At 70.5% G+C, this 19029-nt stretch carries 18 protein-coding genes; 17 read left to right on the plus strand and 1 reads right to left on the minus strand.

The window, feature by feature from the left end:
• Positions 1-20: 20 nt before the first annotated feature.
• From LN047_RS23075 to LN047_RS23085, 3 genes are read left to right on the plus strand one after another with little or no spacing between them, the layout of a single operon-like run.
• Entirely contained in the window at positions 21-1748 is a 1728-nt protein-coding gene (locus LN047_RS23075) for an alpha/beta-hydrolase family protein (RefSeq protein WP_279991804.1), read from the plus strand.
• 18 nt (positions 1749-1766) lie between these two features.
• Complete coding sequence (locus LN047_RS23080; RefSeq protein ID WP_373980289.1) at positions 1767-2504, plus strand: hypothetical protein; 738 nt, start codon at positions 1767-1769, stop codon at positions 2502-2504.
• Between the two features lie 46 nt (positions 2505-2550).
• Complete coding sequence (locus tag LN047_RS23085; protein WP_373980290.1) at positions 2551-3741, plus strand: hypothetical protein; 1191 nt, start codon at positions 2551-2553, stop codon at positions 3739-3741.
• Between the two features lie 9 nt (positions 3742-3750).
• Here the strand turns inward: LN047_RS23085 and LN047_RS23090 are convergent, their stop codons facing one another.
• Positions 3751-6345, minus strand: coding sequence for a carbohydrate-binding family V/XII (locus LN047_RS23090; RefSeq protein ID WP_373980291.1), 2595 nt, complete (start codon positions 6343-6345; stop codon positions 3751-3753).
• A gap of 387 nt (positions 6346-6732) precedes the next feature.
• Here LN047_RS23090 and LN047_RS23095 point away from each other — a divergent pair, with 387 nt between their 5' ends.
• The 14 genes from LN047_RS23095 (at position 6733) to LN047_RS23160 (ending at position 19028) form a co-directional block, all read left to right on the plus strand.
• A complete protein-coding gene (locus LN047_RS23095) occupies positions 6733-9015 on the plus strand; it encodes a phage tail sheath family protein (protein WP_373980292.1) in 2283 nt (760 codons plus the stop codon).
• A 67-nt stretch (positions 9016-9082) separates the two neighbouring features.
• A complete protein-coding gene (locus tag LN047_RS23100) occupies positions 9083-9607 on the plus strand; it encodes a phage tail protein (RefSeq protein ID WP_056326957.1) in 525 nt (174 codons plus the stop codon).
• Positions 9608-9619: 12 nt separating this feature from the next.
• Positions 9620-10345 (plus strand): hypothetical protein, encoded by a 726-nt coding sequence (locus LN047_RS23105; protein WP_373980293.1) that lies wholly within the window; start codon positions 9620-9622, stop codon positions 10343-10345.
• Positions 10342-11145: a hypothetical protein gene (locus LN047_RS23110; RefSeq protein ID WP_373980294.1), complete on the plus strand. Its 804-nt coding sequence runs from the start codon at positions 10342-10344 to the stop codon at positions 11143-11145. Before LN047_RS23105 ends, LN047_RS23110 begins: the two co-directional genes overlap by 4 nt.
• Positions 11142-12434 (plus strand): DUF4255 domain-containing protein, encoded by a 1293-nt coding sequence (locus tag LN047_RS23115; RefSeq protein ID WP_373980295.1) that lies wholly within the window; start codon positions 11142-11144, stop codon positions 12432-12434. The genes LN047_RS23110 and LN047_RS23115 overlap by 4 nt, the downstream gene beginning before the upstream one ends.
• The gene (locus LN047_RS23120) at positions 12431-14374 is read left to right on the plus strand and encodes an ATP-binding protein (RefSeq protein ID WP_373980296.1); all 1944 of its coding nucleotides are present in this window, start codon (positions 12431-12433) and stop codon (positions 14372-14374) included. Before LN047_RS23115 ends, LN047_RS23120 begins: the two co-directional genes overlap by 4 nt.
• Positions 14371-14613 carry a hypothetical protein gene (locus LN047_RS23125; RefSeq protein WP_142053526.1) on the plus strand — a complete coding sequence of 81 codons (243 nt, stop codon included), beginning with the start codon at positions 14371-14373 and terminating at the stop codon, positions 14611-14613. Before LN047_RS23120 ends, LN047_RS23125 begins: the two co-directional genes overlap by 4 nt.
• A gap of 8 nt (positions 14614-14621) precedes the next feature.
• The gene (locus LN047_RS23130; protein ID WP_373980297.1) at positions 14622-15782 is read left to right on the plus strand and encodes a DUF4157 domain-containing protein; all 1161 of its coding nucleotides are present in this window, start codon (positions 14622-14624) and stop codon (positions 15780-15782) included.
• 8 nt (positions 15783-15790) lie between these two features.
• Positions 15791-16060 (plus strand): hypothetical protein, encoded by a 270-nt coding sequence (locus tag LN047_RS23135; RefSeq protein WP_056326128.1) that lies wholly within the window; start codon positions 15791-15793, stop codon positions 16058-16060.
• On the plus strand, positions 16057-16710 hold the full coding sequence (locus LN047_RS23140; protein ID WP_056326125.1) for a hypothetical protein: 654 nt from the start codon (positions 16057-16059) through the stop codon (positions 16708-16710). The genes LN047_RS23135 and LN047_RS23140 overlap by 4 nt, the downstream gene beginning before the upstream one ends.
• Complete coding sequence (locus LN047_RS23145) at positions 16707-17048, plus strand: LysM domain-containing protein (RefSeq protein WP_373980298.1); 342 nt, start codon at positions 16707-16709, stop codon at positions 17046-17048. The genes LN047_RS23140 and LN047_RS23145 overlap by 4 nt, the downstream gene beginning before the upstream one ends.
• Complete coding sequence (locus LN047_RS23150) at positions 17020-18168, plus strand: hypothetical protein (RefSeq protein ID WP_373980299.1); 1149 nt, start codon at positions 17020-17022, stop codon at positions 18166-18168. Before LN047_RS23145 ends, LN047_RS23150 begins: the two co-directional genes overlap by 29 nt.
• Positions 18165-18680 (plus strand): phage baseplate assembly protein V, encoded by a 516-nt coding sequence (locus tag LN047_RS23155; RefSeq protein ID WP_056326117.1) that lies wholly within the window; start codon positions 18165-18167, stop codon positions 18678-18680. Before LN047_RS23150 ends, LN047_RS23155 begins: the two co-directional genes overlap by 4 nt.
• A 24-nt stretch (positions 18681-18704) precedes the next feature.
• Positions 18705-19028: a hypothetical protein gene (locus LN047_RS23160; RefSeq protein ID WP_373980300.1), complete on the plus strand. Its 324-nt coding sequence runs from the start codon at positions 18705-18707 to the stop codon at positions 19026-19028.
• Position 19029: the final 1 nt, after the last annotated feature.

Here is a 19029-nt window from a genome sequence, read left to right on the forward strand (position 1 = left end):
CTCCCCGATGAGGACGCACCGTGCAGCAGACCTTGCATCGACACCTGCCTTCCTTCTTCCGGTCGCACCTGGAATCCCTCTCCGGCGTCGGCCTCATGCTCGGCACGTTGTTCTTCGCCGCGGCGCTGACGCCCACCCTCATTCCCCGAACGCACGTCACCCAGGGCGTCCTGGCGGGCGCCTGCCTTGCGGCCGGGTATGGCCTGGGCGTGCTGTGGCATTGGCTGTGGACCTACCTGGAACTGCCCTCGCCCCGCGGCCGTGCCGCGTGGGTCATCAATGCCGTCATCGGCCTCTTGTGCGTGGCGGTGGCGATCGTGTTTCTTGGCCGCGCCGCCGAATGGCAGAACACCATCCGCGCGCTGATGCAGATGGAGCCCGTGACCAGCGCCCATCCCATCAAGGTCAGCCTGATTGCCCTGGCCACCTTTGCCGTGCTGCTGGCGCTGGCGCGGCTGTTCAAGCTGATCGCCCGCTATCTTTCCCGGCAGGTGCGGCGCGTCGTGCCGCGGCGCGTGGCCAACGTGACGGGCGCGCTCATCGCCATCCTGATCTTCTGGCTGCTGGCGACCGACGTGTTCTTCCGCGGCGCGCTGCACGTGCTGGACGCCTCGTTCCGCGAGTTCGACGCGCTGCTCGAGCCCGAACGCCCGCAGCCCACCGCGGACCTGAAGACGGGCGGCCCCGCCTCGCTGATCCGCTGGAACGAACTGGGCCGCGCCGGCCGCGAATACATCGCCTCCGGCCCCACCGCCAGTGAAATCCAGACGCAGTCGGGACGCGAGGCGCTGGAGCCCATCCGCGTCTACGTCGGCCTGCGCGGCGCGGCAACCCCACAGGCGCGCGCGCAGCTCGCGCTGGACGAGATGAAGCGCGTGGGCGCCTTTGAACGCTCGGTGCTGGTCGTGATCACGCCCACGGGCACGGGGTGGGTCGACCCCGCGGCCGCGGACTCGCTGGAATACCTGCTGAACGGCGACGTGGCCAGCGTGGCCATGCAGTATTCGTACCTGTCCAGCCCGCTGTCGCTGCTGGCGCAACCCGAATATGGCGCGGAAGCCGCGCGCGCCCTGTTCCAGGCGGTGTATGGCTACTGGACCACGCTGCCCAAGGACCGGCGGCCGCGGCTGTACCTGCACGGCCTGAGCCTGGGCGCGAAGAATTCCGCGGGGTCGGCCGAACTGTTCGAGATGATCGGCGACCCGATCCAGGGCGCGCTCTGGAGCGGCCCGCCCTTTGAAAGCCGCGTCTGGCGCACCATTACCGATGCCCGCAATCCCGGCTCGCCCGCCTGGCTGCCCGAACTGCGCGATGGCGCCTTCGTGCGCTTCATGAACCAGAACGGTTCGCCGGTGCCGGCCGACGCGCCGTGGGGGCCGATGCGCGTCGTCTACCTGCAATACGCGAGCGACCCGGTCACGTTCTTCGACTATCGCGACCTGTATCGTCCGCCCGCGTGGATGAACGCGCCGATGGGCCCGGACGTGTCGCCGGAACTGCGCTGGTATCCCGTGGTGACCATGTTGCAGCTTGCGCTGGACATGGCGGTGGGCACCGCGACGCCGATGGGGTATGGACACGTCTACGCGCCGCAGCATTATGTCGACGCCTGGGTCGCGGTGACCGGCGTGTCCGGCTGGACGCCCGACGCACTCGAAGGCCTGAAGGCCTATCTGCTGGAGCGCGCGCAGGCGGCAATGGAAGACGAAGACGGCGACGAAGGCGCCTACGAGGGACGCGGAGGCTAGGCGCGGCAGGCGCGGCTCATGAATCACCCCATGCAGGATCGATTGACGTCGTTCTTCTTCTCGCGCGATGACGCCTTGCGCAGCCGCAGCGTCAGCGCGCGCCTGCTGGCCGCTAACCTGGACGTTCCCGCACCGCCCGCGCGCCTGACGGCCGATTGGGACCGCGAGATCCGGACCCGGCTGGCGCTGGAGCCGGGCGACGTCGAGCAGATGCCGCTGTCGCGCACCCGCGCCCGCTGGCCGGAGTTCGGCTTTTGCGTGCAGGCCATGCGCGACTGGACGCGCGCGCTGGGATTGGGCGACGTCCTGGCGACCAGCGACATGGCGTTCATGGCCTGCCGCGGCGCGCGCTATCACCACGACGGCAGCCAATACGGCGGCGCCGCGTTCTGCAATCTGTTCCTGTCCGACGACAAAGGCCTGGACGTGCATTTTCCCGGCACCGGGCACCGCATCCCGCTTACGCGCGGCGTCGCCATCGTCTTTGACACCTGCCAGCCCCACGCCGTCATCGCCCGCCACGCCAGCGGCTACGACGAAGCGGACTTCCCGCAGGCGCGGGATCTGTCGCAACTCTTTCTGACCTGGGAACTGCCCATTGAAGACCCGTCGGTGGCACAGGCGTTGGGGATCGCCTTCGATATCGAGCCGGGACTCGCGTCGCAGCTGGACGAAGAAGCGGTGTGGGCGGGCGGCCGCCGCGTCAGCGTGGACCCCGAGCGCGGCCATTGGCAACCCGCGGCGCGGGAGCCCTGACCCGTCGGGTATATTGACCGGCCCACGTCTCAGGGTCCCCAAGCAGATGTCCTTTTCCTTTGCACGCACGCGCCCGTTCCGGTTTGGCGTCCTGACGCTGGCCATGCTGTGGCAGGCAGGCCATGCCGGCGCCGCCGAGCGCACCGTCTACACCGGCACGCTGCAAGGCGCGGGCGACATCGTGATGGAGCTGGACAGCGCCGCAGCCGGCAACGCACTGACTGGCCGCTACTTCTATTCCAAACATGGCGTGGACATTCCGCTCAAAGGCAGCGAAGCCGCGCTGCAAGAGCCGATGACCTTTGCTGCCGCCACGGCCCCCGGCGCGCAGCCGGCCGCCACCTGGCAAGGCAAGCGCGACGCGCAGGGCTATCACGGCGTGTGGATCGACACGCGCACGGGCAAGCAGCGCACCTTCACGCTGCAGCGGGTCGCGCAGTACGACGCCGGGGCGTTGGCGCCCGATGGCAGCATCGGCTTTGACGAAGACATCGACGCGGCCCGCTTCCCCTACGACACGCTCAAGCTTGCCCGTCACGCCGTGCCCGTGGGCGCCGACGTGGGCAGCGCCACCGTGGCATATCGCATGTGGCGCGACCCGCGCACCCAGTTCAGCTATCCGAGGCTGTCACGCCATCCGGACGCGCAGGTCATGGCGCGCGTCAATCACCTGCTCGAGCAACGCCACTGGCGCATGAGCCACGCCGCACTGGCCTGCAAGGCCTCGGCCTACACCAGCGGCAACCCGTCGGCCGGCACACTGGCCAACTACGAGGAAGAAGTGGTGGCCGTGCCCTGGCTGTCCCGCGCCATGATGACGGTGACCGAATCCGGCAGCCTGGACTGCGGCGGCGCGCATCCGAACAATCACTTCGATCCCTACACGTTCGACCTGCTGCGCGGCGAAACCCTGGATTGGAACCGCGTGTTCGACGCCTACCAGCCGGGCAGCCGCGAGCCCCGCCCCGCGCTGACGGCACTCGTCGGCCAGGCGCAGAAAACCCTGGCCGCGCGCGACGAGGCCGGGCTGACCGAGGACCGTTCCAAGGAAGGCTGCTGGGACCTGTGGCCGGCCTACCTTGCGCTGGGCGCGACGACGCCCGGCGCGCTCAGCCTGTCGGTATCCGGCGTGGGACATGCGTCGGGCGTGTGCCTGGGGACGCTGGCGCAGGTGCCTTTTGGCGACCTCGCGCCGTACCTGAAGCCGGGCGGCGAGGCGTATCTGGTGCAGGACTGAGCGAGACGCTTAGCGCCTGAATCCGCCGCCGCCCCTGAATCCGCCAAACCCGCCGCCAAAGCTGCGGCCCTCCATGCCGCGGCCCTGCCATCCGCCTTCGCCACGGCCTTGCCAGCCGCCCGCGGATTCGCCCATGCGGTTCTGCCAGCCGCCGTTCATGCCGCCCGCCGGCTGCGTCGAATAATCGCGCGCCTGACGCTGCGCGTTCAGGTAGTTGGACTGCGTGTTCGGCTGAACCGGCTGCCAGCCCGAGGACGTGTGCTGCTGCCAGCCGTTGTCGTTGTGTTCGTAGACGTTGCCGTTGTGGTCCGCATACACGTTGCCGTTGTTCCACGCCATGCCGCTGCCGGTGTTGCGGTTGTAGGTGGCGCCGCGCCGGTCGACGCTGTCCGCGCCCTGCCCCGCCGTGCCGGTCGCGCCGGCGGCGGAATACGTGGTGCGGCCGGTGTCGGCATTGGTGCGCACGTTCTGCCGGCCCGCGGCCCATTGGCCGTCGTCGTTCTCGACCGCGCCCGCCCGGCCCGCGCCCGATGCGCCGGTGACCGGATCGGTGTAGGCGCCCCGGCGGCCCGCCGCGGCATTGCCCGTGTATCCGTTGTAGGCCGCGCCGCGCGTGCCTTCGAAGGCGGCGCCGGTTTGCGGGTTGTAGCCTTCGGCGTGCGCGCCCTGCCATTCGGTGCCCGTCCAGCCATTCCACCCGGCCGCGTGCGTGACCGTGCCGGAACCGCCCCACGCGCCGTAGACGTCCACCTTGTTCACGTCGACGCCGCCCCAATAGGGCGCGCCGTAATACGGGCCCCAGTAAGGCGCCGCCCCGCCCCAGGCTTCGGCCGCGGCAAACCCGAAGGCAAAGCCCGTCGCGGAATCGAAGGCGGCGTTGTAGCCATAGCTGGGCGGATAGCCGACCCAGGTGTTTTGCACGATCGTGGGCGGGTAGGAATAGCCCGTGCCGTACACAACCGTGCCGTCGGGCGCGACGACCACGCCCATGTAGCCCGGCGAATAGCCGAACACCACGCTTTGCGGCGTCGAGCCATAGACCTGCACATAGGTCACGTAGTGCAGCGGCGAAGTGGCGGGAATGGCGTAGATGGCTGCGGGCACATGGTCGGCCACGCGCCACGGTCCGGTGGGCGAATCCGACACGAACCACACTGCATGCGACAACGCGTAGTAACGGCCTTCGGCCTGGATGACCGGCACCTGCGAATTGGCCGCGTAATGCAGCGTGGTGCCCTCGATGGGCCGCAGCACCGGCGCGCCGCCGGCGTACTCGACCTGCAGCCTGGCGGCGCTGCGCGACACGGTTGCGGTCTGCGGAATGGTCGATGCGATGACGGCTTCGCGGGCTTGCGGCGTGCCGGGCACCGACACCAGCACCCCGCCCTGCGGATCGCGCGCCGGAATGCGCGCGAAGTCGCGCGGCAGGTCCTTGCCGGGCACATACGACCACGGTCCTTCAAGCCGGGGGCCGCGGAACCAGCGGCCCGACACAAGCAGGTAATAGCGGTTGTCGCCCGGATTCATGAACACGGCGTGGTCGGCATTGGTGACCGACAGCAGCGAGGTCCCGGGCACCGGCCGCAACTCGGCCTGGCCGATCGTGATCAGAAGCTCCGCCGGCACCGTGGACACTTCGATATCGGGCGCGCGATGCGGCGCCTTGCCGTCATGGGGCATCAAGGGGTCCGCCGCAGGGCCGCGCCGTGCGGCGTCGGCGGCGGCCAGCAGCGCGGGCGAGGGTTGCGCCACGGTGCGCCAGGGCCCGTTGATGCCGTCCGCGTCATACCAGTGGCCTGCCGCCTGCAGGTACAGACGTCCGGCGTTGTCGCCCAGGATCAGCGCGCGGGTGTTGACGACCCGGCGCCAGCCCGGCGTGCCGGGCAGCGCCGTCCACGCGGGCGGGCCATCGACCAGCACCAGGATCGCCGGGACGGTGCGGTAGATGATGCGCGGCGGCGTGTTGTCCACCGGCACCGTCCTGGTGGCCGGGTTGTTCTGCGACAGCGCATAGCTCAGCTGCAACCCGTCGAGCGGCGTGACCACGCCCTTGGGTGGAATACGGGCCTCCAGCTCGCTGCGCAACCGCGCGGCCTCTTGGGGCGCCGTCGGCACCTGCACGCGTTCGATGCGGATGTCCGACAGGCGCACCAGCCCGGCGGGCTTGTTCACGTCGGCGCGCGCGGAGAATTCCGCGACGCCGTAGGTTGGATTGCCCTTGGCCGGCCCCACGGCGACGGCCATGCGGCCGGACAGGCGGTCGGCGGTCCAGGTGTCGATCTGCGGCTGGTAGAGCTCGACCCGCGCGCCGTCCGGCGCGGAAAAACTGCGCGGCCATTGCAGCGCGCGCGCGGCGGACGAATCGGATTGGGGTTGGCCGGCGCCGGGCTGCGCGGCGGTGGACTGGACCGGCGGGGTCGCGGCCGTGGCGCCGGACTGGCCGGGACTTTGCGGCTGCGCGGCGGCGCCGAAGGCCAGCGTCGTTCCAGCCGCCACGCCCAGCATCACCCGCGCAATCTGCGGCCGGTGGCCGGTATCGCCGGAAGGGGCAGGCAAGCGGAAAAGCCTGGCATGCAGATGCAGCCATCGGGACACGCCATGCATATCACGCTCCTTGAGGTTCGAACCGCCTGCCCGAAAGAAAGCGGGCGCCGCCGCTTCGGGTTATACGCCAGCGGGGCCCCGCGTTCAATGGCGGCAAGTGCCGAGCTGACCGCGCCCTGAATAAGAAACAGATCGTTAATGCCGTTAAAAAGCTATTGATCGCATCAAACAGAACTTCTATAACTCGTTCCTACCAGGGCTTGCTGCTTTTGCCCGATTGCCTTTCCGCTGCAATCCAACTAGAGCGGCGCAACGCCCGCCAACCCGCGCAAGCCTCGCGCGAATCGCCAGCCCTTCCTGCCGCTCTCAAGCGGCGCGCTGGCGGCTCTCTAAGCCTCTCCTGCGGCATGGACCTCCCGTCCGGACGGCCGCGCGAAGGAGCAGCTCATGGCCCTTACCCTGTCCCATCCCGGGGTTTACATCCAGGAAATTCCCAGCGGCGTTCGCACGATTGCCGGGGTCGCGACCTCGGTTGCCGCCTTCCTGGGCGCGGCCCCGCGCGGTCCCGTCAACAAGGCGGTCCGGATATTCAGCTTCTCCGACTATGAGCGCGCCTTTGGCGGGCTTGCCGACGACTCCGAGCTTGGTTATGCGGTGCGCCAGTTCTTCGTGAACGGCGGCACGGATGCCTGGGTCGTGCGGGTGGTCAAGGAAGCGTCGCCCGCGCAGCGCGTCCTGCGCAGCGCCACGGCGGTGGACGTGCTGACGGTCCGGGCGCTGGACCCCGGCGTGTCCGGCAACAGCATCCAGGTGCGGGTGGACTACGCCACCGCCGTGCCGTCCAGCACCTTCAACATCCAGTTCATCCGCGCCAGCGATGGGCGGGCGGAAAGCTATGCCAACGTGTCTCTGAACGCCAAGGACCCGCGTTATCTGCTGGACCTGGTGCAGGGCGTATCGCAGCTTGTCAGGCTGGAGCGGATGCTGTCGCAGGGCGCGCTGGATGCGCTGCCGGCGGGCACCAGCGTCAGCGGCACGTTGGGCGACGTGCAGACGCTGCTGGACGCGACGCACACCGATTTCCGCGTGGCCGTGAACGGACTGGAGCCCGTCGGCGTCAGCATCGCGCTGCCCGGCGACATCGCGGGCGGCACCGCGACGCAGCGCCTGACGGCACTGGCCGCCGCGATCCAGGCCAAGGTGCGGGCGCAGGCGATGGGCCGCCCGGCGCTGGCCAATTTCACGGCGGCGCGCAGCGGCAACACCCTTGTCATGACGTCCGGCGCGGGCGGCGAAAACGCCAGCGTGCGCGTGCTGCCCGGCGCGCGCAACAACGCCGCGGGCGTGCTGATGCTGGGGTCGCTGGCGGGCGGCGTCGAGACCGACGGCGCGGCCATCATCCGCCCGGCGCCCACCCCCGACGCTGCCACGCTGACCAGCGACACCTTCGGCGCGACCGATCTGGATGCGCTGCCCGACGCCACGCACACCAGCCTGCGCATCACCCTGGATGGCCTGGGCCCGGAACTCGTGAGCGTGGGCGATGCCACCGCCGCAGGCGGCTCGCTGGCCGCCAAACTGGAAGACGTGGCGGCGCGATTGCAGGCCGCGGTGCGCGCGCTGCGCCCGGGCACGCCGGCCTTCCGCGACTTCACGGCGCGGGTGCAGGGCAGCACGCTGGTGCTGGCCAGCGGCTCGCGCGGCATGGGCTCCACCATCGCGGTGGCAGCGGCCCCGGCCAACGATCTGGCGGCGTCGCTGCATCTGATGGCGGGCGCCGTCGCCTCGCCCCCGCCGGTCGACGCGCTGCTGGAAGGCGGCACCGAAACGCCTTACGGGCCGGACGACGTCTATGCCGCGTTCGTCGGCAGCCGTGCGCTGCGCCAGGGGCTGTATGCGCTGGAAGACGCCGACATATTCAACCTGCTCTGCCTACCCGCCATCACGCACGGCGGCGTCCTGGCCGACGCCGCGTCGTACTGCGAGGAGCGGCGCGCCTTCATGATCGTGGACGCGCCGCCCACGGCCACCGACCCCGCCTCGATGGTGGCGGTGGCCAACGGCACCGCGCTGCCCAAGTCCGATCACGCGGCCGTCTACTACCCGTGGACGTTCGTGTCCGATCCGCTCAAGAACGGCAAGCCGCGCCTGGCGCCGCCCTGCGGCACCGTTGCCGGCCTGTATGCGCGCACGGACGGCAACCGGGGCGTCTGGAAGGCGCCCGCGGGCACCGACGCCAACCTGACCGGCGTCATCTCGCTGGCCACGACGCTGACCGATGGCGAGAACGGCAGCCTGAACCCGCTGGGGGTCAACTGCCTGCGCACGTTCCCGGTGTACGGCGCGGTCTGCTGGGGCGCGCGCACGCTGCGCGGCGCCGACCAGCTCACCTCCGAATACAAGTACGTGCCCGTGCGGCGCCTGGCGCTGTACCTGGAGGAATCGCTCTACCGGGGCACGCAGTGGGTGGTGTTCGAACCCAACGATGAGCCGCTGTGGGCGCAGATCCGCCTGAACATCGGCGCGTTCATGAACACGCTGTTCCGTCAGGGCGCCTTTCAGGGCAGTTCGCCGCGCGAGGCCTATCTGGTCAAGTGCGACCGGGAAACCACCACGCAGGACGACATCAATCGTGGCGTGGTCAACATCCTGGTGGGGTTCGCGCCGCTCAAGCCCGCCGAGTTCGTCGTCATCAGCATCCAGCAACTGGCCGGCCAGATACAGGCTTGAGCCCGGCGTGCGGCGGCGCCGCTTGCGGCCCGCCACGCCCGCCGACCAGGGTTACCAGGAGATTGCCATGGCGCAGTTCACCGTCAATCCGCAGCGCTTCGACCCGTACAAGAATTTCAAATTCCGGGTGAAGTGGGATGGCCGCTATGTGGCCGGCATCAGCAAGGTGTCGGCGCTCAAGCGCACCACCGAAGTGGTCGAGCACCGCGAAGGCGGCGACCCGTCCAGCGGGCGCAAGTCCCCCGGCCGCAGCAAATACGAGGCGGTGACGCTGGAGCGCGGCGTCACGCACGACCGCGAGTTCGAGCAGTGGGCCAACAAGGTGTGGAACTTTGGCTCGGGGCTGGGCAGCGAGGTGTCGCTGAAGAACTTTCGCAAGGACATCATCATCGAGGTCTACAACGAAGCCGGGCAACTGGTGCTGGCCTACAAGGTGTTCCGCTGCTGGGTATCGGAGTACCAGGCCATCCCGGATCTGGACGCCAACGCGAACGCCGTCGCGATTCAGACCATCAAGCTGGAAAACGAAGGATGGGAGCGCGACTACGAAGTTGCCGAGCCGTCCGAACCGAGCTTTGTCGAGCCGGCTTGATGGAGCGCCGCGATGAACGCCCTGATCGAATCGCAGATTCTTGCGCTGTGGGAGGCAGGCCGTGACCGCCACCCGATAGATCGTGGCCTGCGCGCGCTGGCCGTGGCGATGCCCGGCGAGGAGGTGGCGTCACGGCCGGTCGGATGGCGGACGCTGGCACTGCTGCGCCTGCGGCGCGCGACATTCGGCGCGCGGCTGCCGGCCTGCGCCGATTGCCCGGCGTGCGGCGCGGCGATGGCGTTCGACCTGGATCTGGCCGCGCTGATCGAGACACTTCCCGCGCCGCCAGAACGCGGGTCCGCCGAACCCATGTTCGACGCGCACGGCGCCGCCTGGCGCCTGCCCAGCAGCCGGGACCAGGCGCACGCGGCGATGGCTGCCGACAGCGAAGCCGCGCTCGCCCTGTTGCTGCGCGCGTGCCGCGTCGGCGCACCGCCCGAGGCCAGCCTGCCGCAAGGCGCGGCGCTGGACGACATTGAGGCGCGCATGGAGGCGCTGGACCCCGCCGCCAACATCGAGCTGTCATTGCGCTGCGCCGACTGCGCCCACGCCTGGACGGCGGCGTTGGATGCCGACATCTGCCTGTGGGACGACATCAGCCTGTGCGCGCGCGGCCTGTTGCGGGACGTGCATCGCCTGGCGCGCGCCTACGGCTGGACCGAGCCGCAGGTGCTGGCGCTGGGCGCGGCCCGGCGCGCCGCCTACCTGGCGATGGCTGACAGCGAGGCCATGCCATGAGCGGATTCCTGCGCCAGCTGGCCAGCCGCAGCCTGGGCACCGCCCCGCGTCTGCGCAGCGCGCCTTCGCCGCTGGCGGCGGCGCTGCATGGCGTCGTGCCGCGGGATCCGTTGCGCGCCGACGCGCAGGATCAGGACGGTCACCTTGCCGGGCACGATTCGGCCGCGCAGGCCGGCAATGGCTTGGCGGACACCGGGAACCGTCTGGGGCAGCGGTTTACCCAAGGGGCGGTTTTCAACGCACTGGGAGATGCCGACGAGGCGGCGAACGTGCATGCACACGCCACCGGACGCGAAGCGGCGATGCCGCAGAGGCACTTCATTGCGAACGCGCCAGTAACCGATGCCGGTATGCGAACGTCCGGCGCGCCGCAGCGCACGGACGCGGCGCCCCCGCCATTACGCAACCCGCTCCTGCCCGATCCGGGCGATCAGGATTCAATCTCCCTTGAGGCACAGCGGCCCGTTTCCGCAAGCGTGGCGCCGCCCGATCGCGCCGAGTCCGCAACACCGGTGTTCGCGGCGCAGGCGGTCACCGATGCCACCCACGCACCGGGCGCCCTCAATACGGCCGCCCCCAATACGGCCGCCGCAGAATCGCTGCCCTTCCCTGCCGCACGGCGCGACGCCGCATCACCAGCGTCTCGTCCCGCCGCGCAATCGTCCGCGCCCGACGTACACATCACCATCGACCGCCTTGAGGTCGCGCCCCCGCCGCCGCCGCGCGCCGCGGCTGCTGCGCGATCGTCCGCGCTCTCGTTGCGCGACTACCTGGCCGCGCGGCGCGCGGGGCTGCCATGAGCAACGCGCTGGCCATCGCGGCGGTCACTGCCGTCATCAAGGACCTGCTCGACTCGGGCATGATCGACCACGCCGTGACGGACACGCTGGGCGCGGGCGTCAAGGTGTCAGCGCTGGCCCCCGACGCCGTGTCGCTGGACAACCAGGAAGACCCGCAGCTGAACCTGTTCCTGCATCAGGTCACACCCAACGCCGCGTGGCGCAATGCGGCGCTGCCGTCGCGCGATGCCGCCGGCGGCCGCATCGCCAATCCGCCGCTGGCCCTGGACCTGCACTATCTGCTGACGGCCTATGGCCGCGCCGAGCTGCAGGCCGAAGTGCTGCTGGGCTACGCGCTGCAACTGCTGCATGAGTCGGCCGTGCTGCCGCGCGAGGCCGTGCGCCGCGCGCTGGATCCGGACGTGGTCGACGGCGCCATCCTGCCCACGGTGTACCAGAGCCTGCGCGGCGCGGACCTGGCCAGCCAGATCGAACTGTTGAAGATCACGCCCGCGGCGCTGGGCGCCGAAGAGATGTCGCGCCTGTGGTCCGCGCTACAGGCCCACTACCGGCCGACCGCGGCATTCCAGGTGTCGGTGGTGCTGATCGAATCGCGCCGGCCCGCGCGCGGCGCCCTGCCCGTGCTGACCCGCGGCGAGGCCATCCCCGGCACGCCGCGCGACCGGGGCGTGCTGGTCTTTCCCGGCCTGACGCCCCCGCTGCCCACGCTCTTGTCCGTGCAACCGGCGGGCAGGCAACCGGTTGCCGTGCCCGGCGGATCCGTGACGCTCGTGGGGCATCATCTGGACGGCCTGGCGCGACGGGTGACGCTGCGCCACGCCACGCTGGACGCCGAGCGCGACGTGCCCGTCGAGGCCGGCACGGATACCTGGCTGCGGCTGACGATGCCGGCGGACCTGCCTGTCGGCCTGTACCGCGTGCATGCCCACGTGCAGGCCGCCGATACCGGCCTCCCGCGCGACAGCAATCAGCTTGCGCTGGTGCTGGCGCCCGAACCCGTGCTGCCGCCGGCCTCGGCCACGCGCAACGGCGGCACGGTACGCATGACGCTGGGCATCGCGCCCCCGCTCTTGCCCGGCCAGGCCGCCAGCCTGCTGTTGGGAGACCGGGAACTGCCCGCCGAACCCGCCGCCGCGCCCGCCAGTGCGCTCATCTTCGAATGGCGTGACGCTCCGCCAGCAGGTACGCGGTTTCTGGCGCGACTGCGGGTGGACGGCATCGAAAGCCCGCTGGTGGACCGCGAGTCGGTTCCCGTCCGCTACCTTGACCGCCAGATCGAGCTGCCATGAACGCGCGCGCGCCCATCGGCTGGACCGAAGCCAACCAGCAATTGCTGGCCGCGGAGTTCACGCGGCTGCGCACCCGGCTGCGCAAGCCCGGCAGCCGGCCGCCCCGGCACGGCGCGCAACAGCTGGCCCAGGCGCGCGCCGCCATGGACGGCGACGCGGCCATCGACCAGCTGACGGCCATCTTCGGCCTGTCGGCGTTCGAGCGCGACCTGCTGCTGTTGTGCGCCGGCATCGAGATGGACGCGGTGCTGGCGGACCTTTGCGCCCACGCCAACGGCCGCAGCGGCGGCCAGCGCCACGCCAGCTTCGCGCTGGCGCTGGCCGAGCTTGAAGGCGCGCACTGGAGCGCGCTGTCGCCGCAACGCCCGCTGCGCCGCTGGCGTCTGCTGGACGTGGACGACACCGCCGACTTGAGCACGGCGCGGTTGCGCATCGACGAACGCGTGCTGCACTACCTGGCCGGGTTGAACGAACCCGACGCGCGCCTTCGCCCGCTGTTGCGTCCAGCGCTGCCCCTGCCCCACGCCGCGCCCGCGCACGAGGACGCAGCGCAGCAGATCGCCGCGCAGGTGTCCGCCGCGCAAGGCACGCCATTGCCGGTGTTCATGCTGGAAGGCGACGATGCCGGCGCGCACGAGGACGTGGCGGCGCGCGCCGCGCATGCCGCCGGGCTGGCGTGCCTGGCGCTGGCCGCCGAAGACGTGCCGGCGGACGCGGCCGAGCGCAACGCCATGCTGACGCTCTGGCAGCGCGAGGCCGTGCTGCTGGACGCCGGCCTGTATGTCGATGCGACCGACGGCTTGCCGCCCGCGGCGCGCCATCTAGTGGAACAGGCCGGCGGCCTGTGCCTGGTGGGGGTGCGCGAGCCGGTCGCCTTGCGCGCGGCGTCGCGTCACTACCCCGTGACCCGGCCGCAGGAGGCGGACCGCCGAACCTTGTGGCGGCAGGCATTGGGTCCGCAGGCAGCCGCGCGTGCGGGCCAGGCGGTGGACCATGCCGCCAGCCAGTTTGGACTGGACTCGCGGACCTTGCAGCTCACCGCCGCGGCGCTCGCGCCCGCGCTGCTGGCGGACGGCGCCGATCCGGCCGCCGTGCTGTGGCAGGGTTGTGCGCAGGCCAGCCGCCGCCGGCTGGACGGATTGGCGCAGCGCCTGACGCCCGCGGCAGGCTGGAACGACCTGGTGCTGCCCGAGCCGCAGTTGGCGGTATTGCGCCAGATCGCGGCGCATCTGCGCCAGCGCTACCGCGTCCACCAGGATTGGGGATTTGCCGCCGCGCAGTCGCGCGGCCTGGGCCTTGCCACCCTCTTTACCGGCGAAAGCGGCACCGGCAAGACCATGGCCGCCGAAGCGCTGGCGCGCGAGACGGGACTGGACCTGTACCGCATCGACCTGTCCGCCGTCGTCAGCAAGTACATCGGCGAAACCGAAAAGAACCTGCGGCGCCTGTTCGAGGCCGCCGAGGACGGCGGCGCGATCCTGCTCTTTGACGAAGCCGACGCGCTGTTCGGCAAGCGGTCGGAGGTCAAGGACAGCCACGACCGCTACGCCAACATCGAGATCAGCTACCTGCTGCAACGCATGGAGTCCTACCGCGGCCTGGCGGTGCTGACCACCAACCTGAAGTCCAACCTGGACAGCGCATTCCTGCGGCGGCTGCGCTTTGTCGTGCAGTTTCCGTTTCCCGACCAGGACCAGCGCGCGCGCATCTGGCGCGGCGTGTTCCCGGCCGCCACGCCCACCCGCGACCTCGATCCGCGCCAGCTGGCGCGGCTGAACCTGACGGGCGGCAGCATCCGCAACGTCGCGCTGAACGCGGCCTTCCTGGCCGCCGACGCCGGCTCCGATGTCACCATGGCTCACGTGCTGCAAGCCGCGCATGCCGAAGCCGCCAAACGCGAACGGCCCCTGGCCGACGCCGAAACAAGGGGATGGCCATGAAATCCGCAATCCATCTGCATATCCGCGCGCTCAGCCTGCCCAGCCACGATGCCGCCCAGCGCAATGCGTTCGTGGCCGCGCTGGTGCACGAACTGGTGCGGCGCGCCGCGCAGCACAACGGCGCCGCCGCCGATGGCAGCGCCGATCAGGTGCGCACCGTGGCGGACGGCCCGCAGCCGGAGCAGGCCGGCGCGCAAGCGGGGCGCGCCATCGCCGACACATTCCACCTCAAGCATTGAGCCTGGCCATGCGAACGGCTTTGTTCACGCCGCAACCTGACACCGCGCCGCCGCGCTCGCGCCTGGTGCTGCGCCGCTGCGCCTGCGGGTGCGGCGGCAAGAGCGGCGGCAAGTCCGGCTGCACGGCCTTGCCGCTGGGCGGGCGCGCGAAGACGGCGGTGCCCGATCAGGTCGAGGACGTGCTGCGCAGCCCCGGCGAGCCGCTGGCCGCCGCCGACCGCGCGGAATTCGAGCAGCGCTACGGCCACGACTTCGGCCGCGTGCGCATCCACGCCGACGCCCGGGCCGCGGACTCGGCGCGCGCGCTGCATGCCCAGGCCTACACCGTCGGCCCGCACGTCGCCTTCGGCGCCGGACGCTATGCCCCGCGCACGCGGCAGGGCCGCGAGCTGCTGGCGCATGAACTGGCGCACGTGGTGCAGCAGCAGGGGCGCTACCGCCCCGGGCTGCCGCTGGAACTGGGCGCTGCCAACTCGCCGCTTGAAGCGCAGGCCGACCGCGCGGCGCACAGCCTGTCCCAGCCCATCGCCGCGCCAGGTCTGGCGCAAACCGTGCAGCGCGCCGGCATGGGCGACCTGCGCGTGGCCGAGGCCGAAGCACGCAAATGCCCCGGCACGCACACCATGCCGGACGACGTGTACGACGCGGTCAACGAGGCCTGGTCCAAGTCCGGGCACGGCGGCGACACCGTGCAGGAGCACGGCGGCCGCATCGTGTCCGACAAGGACGGCAAGCGCGTCATCCGCACGGGCTCGGGCGGCGGCGGCAGCATCAGCCTGCCCGCCGAGAAAAAAGGCGACTACACCCTCGGCACGTACCACACCCATCCCTACAGCAGCTCGGAAGGATCCAAGCTGGGCGTGGCGTTTTCCGGCGCGGACGTGGCCAACTTCATGGCTGGCAATCAGGGTTGGGTCAAGTACATCGGGGCGGGTAGCTGCCACTACGCGCTGAACATCCAGGACTACGAAGCGGTGTACGACTGCCGCAAGCGCAACGTCGATTTCAAGACACGCTGGAACGACGCCTTTGCCGCCGCCACCGGCACGTTCCAGGCCAAGGTCGAGACCGCCGTGCGGGCATCGATCGACGGTTGCGGCGTCTGCTTTTACCGCGCCTGCCGGCCCGACGCCGCCAGCGCGGTCCCCAAGAACATGAGCCTCATCTAGGAGCCGTCATGCAAGACTGGATTGGCAAGACCGTGGGAGAGGTGCTCGACCTGTGCCAGACGCGCTATGCCGACGTCACCATGGTCGACGAGCCGCCGGGCAAACTGCGCGCCGTCGAGATCGATTGCGTGGCGCGCGTGCCGGTATCGCGCTTCGTGCTGGAGTTCGACTACCGCCCGGATCTGTTCAGCGCGGCGCGCAACTGGCCCGAATCGCTGGTGGGCGCGCAGCGCATCACCGCCGTGCGCAACGCCGCCGAGCCGCAGGCCTACCCATGAGCGGACCGCTTTCGCCCCGCCTGCTGCGCGGCGGCATCATCCTGATCGATCCGTCCAGCGGGGCGGTGCAGCGCGTGATTTCGCTGCAGTACAACCCCGAGACGCTGACGCGATCGCTGCAGCCGCAAAGCGTGGACGACGGCGGCGCGGCGGGCGAACCGCTGCGGCTCAAGGGGCCGCCGGCCGAGACGATCCGGCTGGACGCCGAGCTGGACGCGACTGACCAGCTGGAGTTTCCGGACGAACACCGCGACGCGCGCGACACCGGCATCCACGCGCAGCTGGCGGCGCTGGAAACCATCGTCTACCCGGACAGCGCCGCGCTCATCCGCAACAACCAGATCGCGAATCTGGGCACGCTGGAAATCGCGCCCACGGTCGCGCCGCTGAGCCTCTTCGTCTGGAGCCGCGAGCGCGTGGTGCCGGTGCGCGTGACCGATTTCTCGATCACCGAAGAGGCCTTCGACGCGCGCCTGAATCCGATCCGCGCCAAGGTCTCGCTGGGCCTGCGCGTGCTGCATGTCGGCGACCTGGGCTTCGGCGACAAGGGCGGCCATCTGTACCTGGTGTATCAGCAGCGCAAGGAGCGGCTGGCCGCGCTGGCGGGGCTGGGCGACCTGGGCTCCGTCGGACTGGAGTCCCTGCCATGAGCGTGGAACGCTTTCCCGCCAACAGCCGCTATCACGGCGTGCCCACGGCTGAAATGCCGGGGCCCGACGGCCGGCCGCTCGTCTACCTGCGCCGCCGCTTCCTGCCGGACCCGGCGGCGCTTACCGCGGTCGGCGAGATGGCCGTCGCCCCCGGCGACCGGCTGGACCGGCTGGCCGCGGCGGCGCTGGGCGATCCGCTGCAGTTCTGGCGTCTGGCGGACGGCAACGACGCGCCGCGCCCGGCCGCGCTGGAGACGCCCGGCCGAAGCCTGCGCGTGACGCTGCCCGCCGCGCTGGGCGCGCCATTCAATGGCCAATTCGGAGGCGGCGATGCTTAGCGGCGTGCACCTGACGCTGCTGGTGGGGCCCGGCCTGCCCGTCCCCGCGCCGCGGCCCATCATGGACGGCCTGGAGCGCGTCGAGGTGTCGTCGTCCGCGGACGGCCCCGGGGGCTTTCAGCTCTCGTTCACCGTCAGCAACCGCTCGCCGCTGCACACGCTGCTGGTGATCGCGGGCGGCCAGGTGCCGTGGCTGCGTGTCATCCTGATCGCCACGCTGAACGGGCTGCCCACCGTGCTGATGGACGGGCTGGTCACGCGCCAGGAAATCACGGACGGCAACGCCCCCGGCCAATCGCGCCTGACCGTCACGGGCGAGGACCTGACGGTGGCGATGGACAAGCAGGACATGAGCGGCCTGCCCTACCCCGCGATGCCGCCGCCCGCGCGTGTCGCGGCCATCATCGGCCGCTACGCGCTGTACGGCATGCTGCCGCTCGTCGTGCCGTCGCCGTTCACCGATGTGCCGATCCCCGTCGAACGCATTCCCCTGCATGAAGGCACGGACCTGGCCTACTTGCGCCAGCTGGCCGCGGAAGTCGGCCACGTGTTCTACATCGAACCCGGGCCGCTGCCCGGCGCCAACGTGGCGTACTGGGGACCCGAAATCCGGCTGGGGCCGGTGCAGCCAGCGCTTAACCTGGGCATGGACGTGCACAGCAATGTCGAGTCGCTGTCGTTCTCGGTGAACCAGTCGGACGCCGCGCTGCCCGTCATTTTCATCCAGAACCCCCTGACCAAATTCCCGATTCCCCTGCCCGTGCCCGACATCAGCCTGGCCAGCCCGCCGCTGGGTCTTTTGCCGCCGCTGGCCAAGGGGCTGACGCTGCTCAAGGACACGGCCAAGCTGTCGCCGGCCGCCGCGCTGGGACGCGGCCTGGCCATGGCCGCCGGCACGACCGCCGACGCGGTCACCGCCGATGGTTCGCTGAACGTGCTGCGCTACGGCCACGTGCTCAAGTCGCGCCAGCTTGTGGGCGTGCGTGGCGCGGGCCTGGCGTTCGACGGCCTGTACTACGTCAAGCGGGTGGACAGCACGCTCAAGGCGGGCGAGTTCCGCCAGCAATTCTCGCTGGCCCGCAACGGCCTGATCTCGACCCTGCCCCTGGTGCCGCCATGACAGACCCCCAACGCCACTACGGCAAATTCCGCGGCGTGGTGATCAACAACGTCGATCCCATGCAGATGGGCCGCATCCAGGTGCAGGTGCCCGACGTGCTGGGTCTGGGCGTCTCAAGCTGGGCCATGCCCTGCGTGCCGTTCGCCGGCCAGCAGAGCGGCGTCTTCGTGGTGCCGCAGGTCAGTTCGGGAGTGTGGGTGGAGTTCGAACAAGGCAAGCCCGACTACCCGATCTGGGTCGGCGGATTCTGGGGGTCGGCGGCCGAAGTGCCCGCGCTGGCGCTGGCGGGGCTCCCCGTGTCGCCCAGCATCGTGCTGCAGACGGGTGGACAGAACACGCTGATGATTTCCGACCTGCCCGGCCCCACGGGCGGCATCCTGCTCAAGACCAAGACCGGCGCGATGATCTCGATCAGCGACGTGGGCATCACGCTGTCCAACGGCCAGGGCGCGACCGTGATGCTTGCCGGTCCGGCCGTCAACATCAACCAGGGCGCCCTGACGGTGACCTGACTTTGAATCACAGGAGGCGCAGCCATGCCCGGACCCTTGCTGCATCTAGGCGCCACCGTGCAGTGTTCGCACGGCGGCCAGGCCGTTCCCCTGTCGCCCAACCCGCGCGTGCTGTTGTCGGGCCAGCCGGCCGTGACCGTCCTGTCGACGTATTCGATCGCGGGCTGCGCGTTTCCGCCCCCGCCCTCGGGCAACGGCCCCTGCGTCACCGGCATGTGGTTAAGCGGCGCGACGCGTGTGCTGATCGGCGGACAGCCGGCCGCGCTGCAGGTCGGCGCGTCGATCTGCACGCCCACCGGCACGCCCATGCTGGCGCTGCAGGCGCAGGCGCGCGTCGTGGGCATGTAAG

The organism is Achromobacter sp. JD417, assembly GCF_041879325.1.
GTDB lineage: Bacteria > Pseudomonadota > Gammaproteobacteria > Burkholderiales > Burkholderiaceae_B > Achromobacter > Achromobacter mucicolens.

Coding starts and splice junctions, on each gene's coding strand:
- LN047_RS23080 (WP_373980289.1), top strand. CDS start 1,767: ATGAATCACCCCATGCAGGATCGATTGACGTCGTTCTTCTTCTCGCGC.
- LN047_RS23085 (WP_373980290.1), top strand. CDS start 2,551: ATGTCCTTTTCCTTTGCACGCACGCGCCCGTTCCGGTTTGGCGTCCTG.
- LN047_RS23090 (WP_373980291.1), bottom strand. CDS start 6,345: ATGCATGGCGTGTCCCGATGGCTGCATCTGCATGCCAGGCTTTTCCGC.
- LN047_RS23095 (WP_373980292.1), top strand. CDS start 6,733: ATGGCCCTTACCCTGTCCCATCCCGGGGTTTACATCCAGGAAATTCCC.
- LN047_RS23100 (WP_056326957.1), top strand. CDS start 9,083: ATGGCGCAGTTCACCGTCAATCCGCAGCGCTTCGACCCGTACAAGAAT.
- LN047_RS23105 (WP_373980293.1), top strand. CDS start 9,620: ATGAACGCCCTGATCGAATCGCAGATTCTTGCGCTGTGGGAGGCAGGC.
- LN047_RS23110 (WP_373980294.1), top strand. CDS start 10,342: ATGAGCGGATTCCTGCGCCAGCTGGCCAGCCGCAGCCTGGGCACCGCC.
- LN047_RS23115 (WP_373980295.1), top strand. CDS start 11,142: ATGAGCAACGCGCTGGCCATCGCGGCGGTCACTGCCGTCATCAAGGAC.
- LN047_RS23120 (WP_373980296.1), top strand. CDS start 12,431: ATGAACGCGCGCGCGCCCATCGGCTGGACCGAAGCCAACCAGCAATTG.
- LN047_RS23125 (WP_142053526.1), top strand. CDS start 14,371: ATGAAATCCGCAATCCATCTGCATATCCGCGCGCTCAGCCTGCCCAGC.
- LN047_RS23130 (WP_373980297.1), top strand. CDS start 14,622: ATGCGAACGGCTTTGTTCACGCCGCAACCTGACACCGCGCCGCCGCGC.
- LN047_RS23135 (WP_056326128.1), top strand. CDS start 15,791: ATGCAAGACTGGATTGGCAAGACCGTGGGAGAGGTGCTCGACCTGTGC.
- LN047_RS23140 (WP_056326125.1), top strand. CDS start 16,057: ATGAGCGGACCGCTTTCGCCCCGCCTGCTGCGCGGCGGCATCATCCTG.
- LN047_RS23145 (WP_373980298.1), top strand. CDS start 16,707: ATGAGCGTGGAACGCTTTCCCGCCAACAGCCGCTATCACGGCGTGCCC.
- LN047_RS23150 (WP_373980299.1), top strand. CDS start 17,020: ATGGCCAATTCGGAGGCGGCGATGCTTAGCGGCGTGCACCTGACGCTG.
- LN047_RS23155 (WP_056326117.1), top strand. CDS start 18,165: ATGACAGACCCCCAACGCCACTACGGCAAATTCCGCGGCGTGGTGATC.
- LN047_RS23160 (WP_373980300.1), top strand. CDS start 18,705: ATGCCCGGACCCTTGCTGCATCTAGGCGCCACCGTGCAGTGTTCGCAC.